Annotated in this window: 12 protein-coding genes; all 12 read right to left on the reverse strand. The window is 57.5% G+C overall.

Annotation, left to right across the window (positions count from 1 at the left end):
• Positions 1–2 precede the first annotated feature (2 nt).
• The 12 genes from JRC49_02185 to JRC49_02240 all read right to left on the reverse strand — a co-directional run bounded on the left by JRC49_02185 (position 3) and on the right by JRC49_02240 (position 11,197).
• Complete coding sequence (locus tag JRC49_02185; GenBank protein ID QTE71661.1) at positions 3–257, reverse strand: TIGR04076 family protein; 255 nt, start codon at positions 255–257, stop codon at positions 3–5.
• A 30-nt stretch (positions 258–287) separates the two neighbouring features.
• The gene (locus JRC49_02190) at positions 288–779 is read right to left on the reverse strand and encodes a GNAT family N-acetyltransferase (protein ID QTE71662.1); all 492 of its coding nucleotides are present in this window, start codon (positions 777–779) and stop codon (positions 288–290) included.
• 79 nt (positions 780–858) lie between these two features.
• Positions 859–2,778, reverse strand: coding sequence for a lysine--tRNA ligase (gene lysS / locus JRC49_02195; GenBank protein QTE71663.1), 1,920 nt, complete (start codon positions 2,776–2,778; stop codon positions 859–861).
• 32 nt (positions 2,779–2,810) lie between these two features.
• Positions 2,811–3,287 carry a transcription elongation factor GreA gene (gene greA, locus JRC49_02200; protein QTE71664.1) on the reverse strand — a complete coding sequence of 159 codons (477 nt, stop codon included), beginning with the start codon at positions 3,285–3,287 and terminating at the stop codon, positions 2,811–2,813.
• Between the two features lie 130 nt (positions 3,288–3,417).
• Positions 3,418–3,576 carry a hypothetical protein gene (locus tag JRC49_02205; GenBank protein ID QTE71665.1) on the reverse strand — a complete coding sequence of 53 codons (159 nt, stop codon included), beginning with the start codon at positions 3,574–3,576 and terminating at the stop codon, positions 3,418–3,420.
• 41 nt (positions 3,577–3,617) lie between these two features.
• Positions 3,618–4,319, reverse strand: coding sequence for a metallophosphoesterase (locus JRC49_02210; protein QTE71666.1), 702 nt, complete (start codon positions 4,317–4,319; stop codon positions 3,618–3,620).
• A complete protein-coding gene (locus JRC49_02215; GenBank protein ID QTE71667.1) occupies positions 4,316–5,158 on the reverse strand; it encodes a hypothetical protein in 843 nt (280 codons plus the stop codon). The genes JRC49_02210 and JRC49_02215 overlap by 4 nt, the downstream gene beginning before the upstream one ends.
• Entirely contained in the window at positions 5,155–5,313 is a 159-nt protein-coding gene (locus tag JRC49_02220) for a hypothetical protein (GenBank protein ID QTE71668.1), read from the reverse strand. The genes JRC49_02215 and JRC49_02220 overlap by 4 nt, the downstream gene beginning before the upstream one ends.
• The gene (uvrB, locus tag JRC49_02225; GenBank protein ID QTE71669.1) at positions 5,303–7,324 is read right to left on the reverse strand and encodes an excinuclease ABC subunit UvrB; all 2,022 of its coding nucleotides are present in this window, start codon (positions 7,322–7,324) and stop codon (positions 5,303–5,305) included. Before uvrB ends, JRC49_02220 begins: the two co-directional genes overlap by 11 nt.
• Positions 7,306–8,247 carry a ribonuclease Z gene (locus tag JRC49_02230; protein QTE71670.1) on the reverse strand — a complete coding sequence of 314 codons (942 nt, stop codon included), beginning with the start codon at positions 8,245–8,247 and terminating at the stop codon, positions 7,306–7,308. The genes uvrB and JRC49_02230 overlap by 19 nt, the downstream gene beginning before the upstream one ends.
• A 252-nt stretch (positions 8,248–8,499) precedes the next feature.
• Positions 8,500–9,957, reverse strand: coding sequence for a glycogen synthase (locus JRC49_02235; GenBank protein QTE71671.1), 1,458 nt, complete (start codon positions 9,955–9,957; stop codon positions 8,500–8,502).
• A 241-nt stretch (positions 9,958–10,198) separates the two neighbouring features.
• Positions 10,199–11,197 (reverse strand): hypothetical protein, encoded by a 999-nt coding sequence (locus JRC49_02240; GenBank protein ID QTE71672.1) that lies wholly within the window; start codon positions 11,195–11,197, stop codon positions 10,199–10,201.
• Positions 11,198–11,302 lie beyond the last annotated feature (105 nt).

Below are 11,302 nucleotides of genomic sequence, written 5' to 3' on the forward strand. Positions count from 1 at the left end.
TTTCAGTCCATGTTTTCAACCGTGAACTTGACCGTTTCACCGCAGTCGGTGCACTGATACGGGCCGTTCCTCAGGTTGCCGCCCCGCCGGAACGCGTAAATGAAAGGATACAGTGCGTTCATGGCGACCATGCAGATTCTGTCGCTGTGCTCCTTGTCGATCTCGCTTCCTTCAAAGCAGATCACATCGCCCACCTTATATTTGGGGCAGTGGCTTTCAACCACCGTAACTTTGACTTTCCGGTCAGTATAGCTCATATTTTCCTCCAAAGTGTATCTTATTTGCCCTTATTTCAGGCAGGATACCATTTTCACCCTGTCCACGTCTTTGCCGTTGGACATAGTCTCCGTCAGGTTTTCCGCAACGGTGAACCCGCACTTCCGGTAGCAGGCCTGCGCAGGTGCGTTGTCGCTGTCGGTGTACAGGAATACCTGCTCAATGCCCCTCTGCTTCAGGCTGTCCAGCACTTCCCGGATGGAACAGGTTCCGTATCCCTTTCCCTGGTATTCCGGCAGGAAGACCGCCATCTTCAGGTACGCGATGCCGTCCCCTCCCCGCAGGCCGTTAACGCCCAGCCAGCCCGTCCGGATATCTCCGGCCAGGACGATATAGTCTTCCTCATCCTCGTCCTTCTGCCACTCGCTGATGGCGTCTGTCCAGTCCTGCCGGGTGGTCGGGACCTCGTTCAGCCGCTCCAGCAGAGACGGGCAGTTCATCAGCTGATACAGGAATTCCGCGTCGGATTCGTTCACAGGCCTGATCTGAAGTTCTTTCTCCAATGCTTTTTCCTTTCAAAACAGCCCCGTTTTCCGGTGAAGGAAACGGGGCTGTGATCTGTTTTGTCCAGGTTCTCAGTAATCAGTAGAGCTTGGCGCCGGCCGGGATATGGGGATCCACCATCAGCAGGTGCAGCTTCTCCTCGCCTTCCTCGTTGTGTACGGCGGAGAGCAGCATGCCGCAGCTTTCAATGCCCATCATGGGGCGGGGCGGCAGGTTGGTAATGGCGATGCAGGTCTTGCCGACCAGTTCTTCCGGCTCATAGAAAGCATGGATGCCGGAGAGGATGGTGCGGGGCGTGCCGCTGCCGTCATCCAGGGTGAACTGGAGCAGCTTCTTGGACTTCTTCACCGCTTCGCAGGCCAGCACCTTCACCGCGCGGAAATCGCTCTTGGAGAAGGTTTCAAAGTCAACGAAATCAGCGAACAAGGGCTCAATCTCCACCTTGGAGAAGTCGATCTTTTCGGCTTCCCGGGCTTCCTTCGCGGCAGCCTGGGCGGCATTGTTCGCCTCGTTCTTCGCGGCGCCCTGGCTCTTCATTGTCGGGAAGAGCAGCACGTCACGAATCGCGGCGGCGTCCGTCAGCAGCATGCACATCCGGTCGATTCCGAAGCCGATACCGCCGGTGGGCGGCATACCGATCTCCAGTGCGTTCAGGAAGTCTTCATCCGTATGGTTGGCTTCCTCGTCGCCGGCGGCAAACTGTTCTTCCTGCTTGGCAAAGCGGCGGCGCTGGTCAATGGGATCGTTCAGCTCGGAATAAGCGTTGGCCATTTCCCAGCCGTTCATGAAGAATTCGAAGCGTTCCACATAGTCCGGATTGCCGGGCTTCATCTTGGTCAGGGGAGAAATCTCGATCGGGTGATCCATGACGAAGGTCGGCTGAACCATATGCTCTTCGCAGAACTCTTCGAAGAAGAGGTTCAGGATATCGCCCTTGCCATGGCGTTCTTCATAAGCCACGTTGTGCGCCTTTGCGGCAGCCCGGGCTTCCTCCACCGTGTGGATCTCGTTGAAGTCCACACCGCCGTACTGCTTCACGGCGTCCACCATGGTGATCCGGGCAAAGGGCTTTCCCAGGTCCATTTCGATGCCGTTATACACGATCTTTGTGGATCCCAGCACTTCCTGGGCCACATAGCGGAACATGTTCTCGGTCAGGTCCATCATGCCGTGATAATCGGTATAGGCCTGATACAGTTCCATGAGGGTGAATTCCGGATTGTGGCGGGTGTCCAGGCCCTCATTCCGGAAAACACGGCCGATCTCGTAGACCCGCTCCAGGCCGCCGACGATCAGGCGCTTCAGGTACAGCTCCAGGGAGATGCGCAGCTTGAAGTCTTCATCCAGCGCGTTGAAGTGCGTTTCAAAGGGACGGGCAGCGGCGCCGCCGGCATTGGCAACCAGCATGGGCGTTTCCACTTCCATAAAGCCCTGGCCGTCCAGGTAACGGCGGATGGTGCTGATGATCTTGGACCGCTTGATGAAGGTATCCTTCACTTCCGGATTCATAATCAGGTCCACATACCGCTGGCGGTAGCGCATATCGGTATTGGTGAGGCCGTGATACTTCTCCGGCAGGATCTGCAGGCTCTTGCTCAGCAGGGTCAGCTCGCTGGCATGGATGGAGATTTCACCGGTCTTGGTCTTGAAAACCTGACCCTTCAGACCGACGATATCGCCGATGTCCATCTTCTTGAAGTCCTTGTAGGGATCTTCACCGATGGAATCCCGGGCCACATAGCACTGGATGCCGCCCTTCAGGTCCTGGATGTTGCAGAAGGAAGCTTTACCCATGACGCGTTTGGACATCATCCGGCCGGCGATGGCAACTTCTTTGCCTTCCAGCTCGTCATAATTGTCCCGGATATCACTGCTGTGATGCGTCACGTCATACTTGGTGATGACAAAGGGATCCCTGCCCGCTGCCTGCAGTTCCGCCAGCTTGTCCCTGCGGATCTGGAGGAGTTCGTTCAGGTTCTGAACTTCCATATCTGCCATATCAGCTTCATTCCTTTTCTGTATTCGTTAAATTAGTCCTTACGAATGGACAGGATCTTGTACCGGAGCGTACCGGCGGGGATCACGATGGTGGCGGTCTGGTTCTTTTTCATGCCGATCAGGCCCGCGCCCACGGGGCTCTCATTGGAGATCTTGTTCTCCATGGGATCCGCTTCGTTCGCACCGACGATGGAGTATTCATAGGTCTCGCCGTCATCCAGGTCTTTCACCTTTACGACGGTACCGATGGACACCTTCTCGGTGGTGATGTCGTCATCCGCAACAACGGTGGCGGTCCGGATGGTAGCCTGCAGGCGGGTAATCTGCTCTTCCACCTTGGCCTGTTCCTTCTTCGCCTCGTCATATTCGGCATTCTCGCTCAGGTCGCCGAATCCGCGGGCAACGGCAATCTGCTCGCTGATCTCATTCCGGCGGACGGAAACAAGATAGTCCAGTTCCTCTTCCAGTTTCTTCAGACCGCTTTCGGTCAGGATCGTTCCTTCAGGCATGATGGAGACTCCTTTCATAGTAAGAGAAACACCCTGCTTCCGCTCCCGGTACAAGGTGTTTCAGGATCTTCTGAGGATGAAGTGCATTATACCTTCTTCCCCTTAAATTGTCAACGCTTTGGGGGATTCCTTACTTCTTCAGCAGATCAAGTGCGGTCTTCAGCAGATCGCCGACTGTAGAGGCTTTTTTCACTGCCAGCTTGATGGCTTCCTTTTCGATGAAATTCAGCTTGTGATCCTGGTTCTGGTCAAACCAGTCCGTAAGCAGTTTCAGGTCTTGCTGATCCATGTCTGTCCGTCCTTTCTGTGTGTTTCTTTTATGGGGATACATCACACGGGGGTGATGTTCAGAATAATCAGTTCACAGGGGTTGCCGATGCGTGGAACCCGCGGTTTGGCGCCGTTGGTCATGCCCCGGGACAAAAGCATCTTCCCGTTGTCATACAGGCCGTGGGTGAGCTTCGGGAAGAATCCCTGCCCCGGCGCATACAGGCCGTGGCCCGCGATCTGGATCTGGCCGCCGTGGGCGTGGCCGCAGAGGGTCAGGTCAATATCCCGGCCGGATACATAGTCCCGGTACATCTCCGGATGATGGCACATGAGGAGGCGGTAGCCCTCTTCCTTTTCAAACCGGTCCAGGAATGCTTTGTCCGGCACGCCGCCCCGGACGCTGGAAAGTCCGCCCAGGCGGATGCCCTGAAAGACTGTACTTTCGTTGTCCAGCAGGGTTACCCGGCTGTCCCGCACCCGCTGCAGGAACTCCTCCCGGTGTTTATACTTCCGTTCATGATTGCCGATGGACAGGAACACCGGGGCGTAATCCGGCGCCACGTCCAGGAACCGCAGGGCATTGTTGTTGTTCTGCCGGTGGCGGTCCACCAGGTCGCCCGGAACCAGCACCGCGTCGCAGCGGCCGAACTCCTCCAGCACGTCGTCAAAAGCCGAGCTGTGGATGTCTGAGGCCACAGCCAGGCGCAGCGGCCGGTCAACCCGGTCCGTGCGGAAGGTGTATTCGGTCAGCACTCTTTTCATGCTTTCTTCTCCCGGCATTTCAGCAGGCACACTACGCAGCCTGCCGCAAACACCGCCACAATCCCGGCAGTCAGCAGCAGGGAGCCGGTGACCACGCTCTGGTACTGAAGGGTCAGGCCGGCAGATGCCTCCTGAATCATCGGGAGGATGCCGGCGCAAAGATACAGCACCGCAATCGCCGCCATGACCAGCGCGGCGGCTCCCAGGGCGGAACCGATATAGCGGAGCGCCCGGCGGAGAGGCCGGCCGTCAAAAAGGGCTGCAAGCCCGGCGAACAGCGCGCACAGTGCCAGCGCCGCCCAGGGCATGCCCAGGAAAAACTCCACGATATTGACCAGGTCCACCCGCTTTTCGGCCTTCTCCAGCCCGAGGCTGAAAACCAGCTGGCGCATGGGCAGTACCATATTCACAATGCTCTTATGGATCTCCTCCGACACAGAGTAGGCAAAATAGGCCGCTTCATCCGGATTCTCCTGCACAGCAGGATCCTCCATCAGGATCTGCTCCACCTCTTTGGTATCCCAGCGGAGCTCATTCCCTGCCCTGCCGTCCCGCAGCACGCTGCTCCACCACAGGGATGCCTGGCTGTTCAGGTCCTTCAGGACGTCCTCGTTCACGGCGGCAACGACCGGTTCCGGATCAAAGCCGTACAGATCCGCCAGGGCGGTGATCCGTTCCCGGGCCAGGTCCTTTTCCTCCCGGATCAGGGAATCACTGACGGGCGCTCCTTCGTCTCCCATGGCCGGGGCAATCACCTGATGGCCCACAAGGCACACGCCGAAGAGGATCAGGCTGCCGGTCAGCAGGAGGGCAAAAAACCACGCGAAAAACTTTTTCATGATACGACGGCCCCCTTGATCAGCACGCTGATGACCCGCAGGAGCGTGGGGCCGAATCGGTACGCCGCGAAACCAATAACCGCCAGGAACGGCAGGGCCAGCAGCACCGGCCCCAGCCAGAGACGCTTATGCCCGGATTTATGTTCAGTGTTCACTCTTTCTTGTTCTCTCCCTTCGTCTGTGCCGCCGGCTCTGGTTATCGTCCTTCATGGGCGCTTCACCCCGGAGCTCCAGCAGCCTGTCACGCAGCTGCGCGGCGCGCTCGAATTCCAGCTCCTTCGCCGCGGTGAGCATCTCGTCCTCAATCTTCCGCATCAGGGCGGCACGTTCATCTTCATTCAACGCCGCAGGAGCGGTTTCCTCCACCCTGCGCGTGATTTCCAGCACGCTGCGGATCGCGTTGCGCACGCTCTCCGGCGTGATGCCGTTGGCCCGGTTGTATTCCTCCTGGATGGCCCGGCGCCGGTTGGTTTCTGACATGGCCTTTGCCATGCTTTCCGTCAGCTGGTCGCCGTACAGGATGACCCGGCCGTCCACGTTGCGGGCTGCCCGGCCGATGGTCTGCACCAGGGAGGTTTCACTCCGCAGGAAGCCTTCCTTGTCCGCGTCCAGGATCGCGACCAGCGCGACCTCCGGCAGGTCCAGGCCTTCCCGCAGCAGGTTGATGCCCACCAGCACGTCATACTCGCCCAGGCGCAGGTCCCGCAGCAGCTCCATCCGTTCCATGGTCTGGATATCGCTGTGCAGGTACCGCACCTTGATGTCCAGCTCCTTCAGGTACTCGGTGAGGCTCTCCGCCATCCGTTTGGTCAGCGTGGTAACCAGCACCCGCTCACCCTTTTCCGTCACCTTCCGGATCTCGCCCACCAGGTCATCCACCTGGCCGGTGGCCGGCCGCAGGATCACCTCCGGATCCAGCAGGCCCGTCGGCCGGATGATCTGCTCCACCACCTGCTGTGCCCGCTCCCGCTCATAGGGGCCGGGCGTGGCGGATACAAAGATAGTCTGGCCGATGCGCTCCTCAAACTCGTTGAACAGCAGCGGCCGGTTGTCATAGGCGGAAGGCAGGCGGAATCCGTATTCCACCAGCGTGTTTTTCCTGGCCCGGTCTCCGTTGTACATGGCGCGGATCTGGGGCACGGTCACGTGGCTTTCGTCAATCATCACCAGGAAGTCCCCGGTAAAGTAATCCAGCAGTGTATAGGGAGCGTCCCCGGGCTTCCGGCCGTCAAAATACCGGGAATAGTTTTCAATGCCCTGGCAGTAGCCGATCTCCCGCATCATCTCGATATCGTAGCGGGTGCGCTGGGCAATACGCTGGGCCTCCAGCAGCTTGCCCTGGGATTCAAACTCCTCAATCCGCTGCTTCAGGTCCTTTTCAATATCCCCGATGTGTTCCTCCATGTGAGCGGGATCCGTGGCATAGTGCGTCGCGGGGAAAAGCGCCGCATGCTCCAGGGTAGCCAGTGCATGGCCGCTGACCGCCTCAATGACGGAGATCCGCTCAATCTCATCCCCGAAGAGCTCCACCCGGATGGCCTTCTGGTTTTCACCCGCAGGGATAATCTCGATCGTATCTCCCCGGACCCGGAAGGTTCCCCGGTCAAACTCCACGTCGTTGCGCTCATACTGGATGTCGATCAGGTCCCGGATCAGCTTTGTCCGGCTGTATTCCATGCCCGGCCGCAGGGAGATCATCTGTCCCTCATACTCGCTGGGGTCGCCCATGGAATAGATGCAGCTGACGGAAGCGACGATGATCACGTCTTTCCGCTCGCGAAGCGCCGCCGTGGCCGAGTGGCGCAGGCGGTCAATCTCATCATTGATGGAGGCGTCTTTTTCGATATAGGTATCCGAGGAAGCGATGTACGCTTCCGGCTGGTAATAATCATAATAGCTGACGAAGTATTCCACCCGGCTGTCCGGGAAAAAAGCCTTCAGCTCACTGCAGAGCTGCGCCGCCAGCGTCTTGTTATGGGCAATGACCAGGGTGGGCTTCTGTACTCTTTCAATCACCGAAGCCATGGTGAAGGTCTTGCCGCTGCCCGTGACGCCCAGAAGGATCTGGTCCTTCAGTCCCGCCCGGATGCCCGCCGCCAGCGCCTCTATGGCCTGGGGCTGGTCTCCGGAGGGCGCATAGGGCGCCTTCAGGACAAACTGATCCATGCTTTTTCCTTGCCTTCCGGGTAGCGCATCACAACGGTCTCACCGTCCTTTGCGGCCCAGGTCCTTTCAAAAATCGTTCTCGTTTCCGGCAGGTACTCCTCCGGATCCTCCAGACTGGTGCTGAAGTGGGTCAGGAGCAGTCCCCCGGGCGTCGTTTTCCGTGCGATCTCCGCAGCCTCCCGGAAGAGCATATGGTGGTTCTTCAGGGCCTGGGGCATCTTATCCTCCGTGCCGTACATGCCTTCCAGGATCAGCAGATCCGCGTCCGCGCAGTTCTTTTCCAGCGTTTCACAGGGACGGGTGTCCGTGGAGAACACCAGCGTGATCCCTTTGCGGGGCGCGCCGGTCACGTCTCCGGGCAGTATCCGCTTCAGGCCCACATGCACCGCTTCTCCCTGCTGCAGCCGTTTCCAGTCCTTCATGGGCACATTCAGTGCCTTTGCTTTTTCCGGGTCGAAGACCGCGCCCCGATCCAGCGCCATCCGGTAGCCGAAGCAGGGAATGCCGCCGTGATCCACCGGGAAAGCCCGGATCTTCAGGCCGATCATCTCCACGTCCCCGCCTTCGGCCGGCAGCTCGTGCAGCATCACCGGGAAGGAAAGCTGGGGCACGATGACGCACAGTCCTTCCACGACGCGCTTCAGTCCCCGCGGACCCCAGATATGGAAGGGCTCATCCTTTCCCGCCTTTTCCAGGCTCAGCAGCAGACCCGCGATGCCGGTACAGTGGTCCCCGTGATAGTGGGTCAACAGCATCCCGTCCAGGCAGCGGAATCCCCAGCCGAGACGGCGGATGCCTACCTGGGTTCCTTCACCGCAGTCAATCAGCAGGCTCCGCCCGTTCACCCGGACATAAAGGGAAGATAACGCCCGCTCGGGAATCGGCAGTGTCCCGCCGGTCCCCAGCGTGCAAAACTCAAGCATCGGTTAATCAATCCTCCGGATTAGACTATGAATTCATAATTCACAATTCATAATTCATAATTGTTATGGTCAATCCATGACTTCATATTGTCATTACGACCAAGGGCGCTCATGCGCCCGCGTGGAGAAATCTCCCCCGCCGCAGCGGCAACTTTACACTCTTCACTGAAAACTCATCACTCATCACTTACAGCTATTCACTAATCATTATTTTTCAGTTTTAAGTTTTAAGTTTTCAGTATTCATTTACTTTCACTTTATGACCTCGTCATAAAGTGAAAGATATTTCTCCGCCGACTGTTCCCAGGACACGTCCTTCCGCATGTTCCGCCGCACCATCTCGTCCCAGGCGCCCCGGTCCGTAAAGAACACGGTCTTGGCCTGGTTTACCGCCTCCAGCAGCAGGTTCGCGTCATAGCGGTCAAAGGTGAAGCCGTTGCCTTCGTTCAGGTCGCCGCGGAAGGGCTGCACCGTATCCTTCAGGCCGCCGGTTTCCCGGACGATCGGGGCCGTACCGTAGCGCATGGCGATCAGCTGGGTCAAGCCGCAGGGCTCAAACAGGCTGGGCACCAGGAAGGCGTCCGCGCCGGCGTAGATCGCGTGGGCCAGGACTTCGTTATAGCTGATATAGGCGCATACGTCGCCCTTATACTGTCCCTCAAACCAGCGGAAAGCACTCTCATAACGCGGATCGCCGGTGCCGAGCACCGCCACCTGGGTGTTTCCGTCAATCAGCTGCGGGAAGATGGCGTCCACCAGGTCCAGGCCCTTCTGGTCCGTCAGGCGGGAAACCAGGCCGATGACCATTTTCCGGTCGTCCTGGGTCAGGCCCAGTTTTTCCTGCAGGGCCCGCTTGTTTTCCTTCTTCCGCTCCACGGCGTTTTCCACGTCATAGGGAGCAGCCAGCAGGGCGTCCTTTGCGGGATCCCACTGCTCCACGTCAATGCCGTTCACAATTCCCTTCAGCCGCGGGCTGTGATAGCGCAGGTGCGCGTCCAGGCCCTCGCCGAAAGCCGGCGTCTGGATCTCCTGGGCGTAGGTTTCGCTCACGGTGGTAATCCGGTCCGCAAAGGCCAGGCCGCCCTTGAACATGTTGGCCTCGTCCTCATTGTGCTTCAGTACAGGATAATCAAACAGATCATCCCGCAGGCCGGACCAATACTTCAGGTGCTCAATGCTGCAGATGCCCTGGAACCGGAGGTTGTGGATCGTCAGCACGGTCTTGGCCTTGCCCACCGGCGAATTCCAGAACTTCGTCCGCTTGTACAGCGGTACCAGGCTTCCCTGCCAGTCGTGGCAGTGAATCACGTCCGGCGCCCAGTCCAGGTAATTCAGGATCGCCAGGGACGCCTTGGCAAAGAAGCAGTACTTGGGAATATCCTCCCACAGTCCCGTATAGGGATTGCCCCAGTCAAAGAACTCCCGGTTGTCGATAAAGTCATAGATAACCCCATCCATCTCCAGTTCCATGATGCCGACGTAGAAGTTTCTCCCGTCCGACGTCTGATCCATCATGAAGGAGCCTTTGTATTCCAGTTTTTCCTTGTATTTCGCAGGGATGCAGGCATACAGGGGAAGGATGACGCGTACCTCGCAGTCCCTGGTTACCAGCGCCCTGGGCAGCGCGTACATCACGTCTCCCAGACCGCCCGTTTTTACAAAAGGATAGCATTCGGATCCGACAAAGGCTATTCTCCGTTTTGTGGCCATGGTCTCTCTCCTCCTGTCATTCTGATCCCGGTTGATTGGACATTCTACGTTTATTATACCAGATAACAGGCGTATTGGAAATTAAGAATTCAGAATTAAGAATTAAGAATTATAAGTACCTAAACAAAGAAAAGATGGCACTCCCACTTTCAGGAATACCATCTGTCATCTTTACCCACTCGCGGTATCAGTATTAATTCTGAATTCTGAATTCATAATTCTGAATTAGTCAGCAACTCTCTCATTCTCCGATGAGATATTTGCTGATGGCTTCAATGATTTCCGGATTCGGATATCCGTTTCCTTCCGGTCCCTTCTCCCCGTAGATCACGGCATAGGAGAAGTTGTCCGCCAGGCATTCTTCCGGATCAATGACGTAGCCCGTGTTGGTTCCGAAAACCGCGTCAAAGTTGGAAGCCTGTTCCGCGGTGTACCAGGTATCGGTTCCATCCACCGGCACCAGCGCCGTGACGCCGAAATTCATGAAGCTTTCATTCTCGTTCTCGCAATGCTTTGTGGTCACAAAGGCGGTGTAGCACTCCGTCTCCTTCCCGTCGATCAGGAAGGTGGCATGGGAGTTGTGGTGCTCCACGTCCGGGTTGGCAATGTAGTATTCCATCACAGAGGCAGGCAGTTCATATTCCGCGTCATCCACCGTGAAATGGATAATGGAGTACATATCCTTACGGAAATCCGGATTGCAGCGGGTCAGGCAGTGGAACAGCTCATGCGCCAGGATCGTGGCGACCGGCACGTCAATCTGCTCGGGTGCCAGGGCCGCGTACTGTTCCAGCGAGCCGGAAAGGTAGATCTGTGTGCCGTGGGTGTATCCGAAGGCGCCGCCCTCTTCCTCCATGGTGGTCCGGATAAACACGACGGTTTCCAGCGGCGGCATTTTCCAGCCATTGTCAACAAAGGACGCTTCCACAATAGCCATGCAGCGGTCGATCAGTTCCTTTTCCGCGTCTGTCCAGTCCAGCACCTGCTGCCCGGCGAAATCCAGGTATTCTTCCATGGACACGTCGTTCTTGTGCATGATGAATCCGATCTTGTTCTCGTTAAAAGTATCATAATACGCTTTATTGGCCAGCATCAGTTCCCGGCCTTCCTCCGCGGAGGCAAACCGGTATGGAATCACAGCCGCTGTTTCCATGTTTTCGGCTGCCTCGCCCAGGGCAGGCAGGCAAACGCTGCACAGCAGCAGCATCATGATCATCATCAGGGTAGTCAGTTTCTTCATTCCAAAATAGTCCTTTCTTTCTATCCGGTCGGGTTTCCCTCCTTAGCCTACCGGAACACTTCCGGAACAGATTACTCCCCCGCCGTCCTGTTTTCAACCTACCTT

The organism is Clostridiales bacterium FE2011 (assembly GCA_017569305.1).
Classification (GTDB): domain Bacteria; phylum Bacillota; class Clostridia; order Christensenellales; family Aristaeellaceae; genus Aristaeella.

Bases quoted from the DNA above. Each gene is read 5' to 3' on its own strand.
- uvrB (QTE71669.1), bottom strand. From the start codon at position 7,324: ATGGATCAGTTTGTCCTGAAGGCGCCCTATGCGCCCTCCGGAGACCAG.
- JRC49_02210 (QTE71666.1), bottom strand. From the start codon at position 4,319: ATGAAAAGAGTGCTGACCGAATACACCTTCCGCACGGACCGGGTTGAC.
- JRC49_02205 (QTE71665.1), bottom strand. From the start codon at position 3,576: ATGGATCAGCAAGACCTGAAACTGCTTACGGACTGGTTTGACCAGAAC.
- greA (QTE71664.1), bottom strand. From the start codon at position 3,287: ATGCCTGAAGGAACGATCCTGACCGAAAGCGGTCTGAAGAAACTGGAA.
- JRC49_02185 (QTE71661.1), bottom strand. From the start codon at position 257: ATGAGCTATACTGACCGGAAAGTCAAAGTTACGGTGGTTGAAAGCCAC.
- JRC49_02215 (QTE71667.1), bottom strand. From the start codon at position 5,158: ATGAAAAAGTTTTTCGCGTGGTTTTTTGCCCTCCTGCTGACCGGCAGC.
- JRC49_02230 (QTE71670.1), bottom strand. From the start codon at position 8,247: ATGCTTGAGTTTTGCACGCTGGGGACCGGCGGGACACTGCCGATTCCC.
- JRC49_02240 (QTE71672.1), bottom strand. From the start codon at position 11,197: ATGAAGAAACTGACTACCCTGATGATGATCATGATGCTGCTGCTGTGC.
- JRC49_02235 (QTE71671.1), bottom strand. From the start codon at position 9,957: ATGGCCACAAAACGGAGAATAGCCTTTGTCGGATCCGAATGCTATCCT.
- lysS (QTE71663.1), bottom strand. From the start codon at position 2,778: ATGGCAGATATGGAAGTTCAGAACCTGAACGAACTCCTCCAGATCCGC.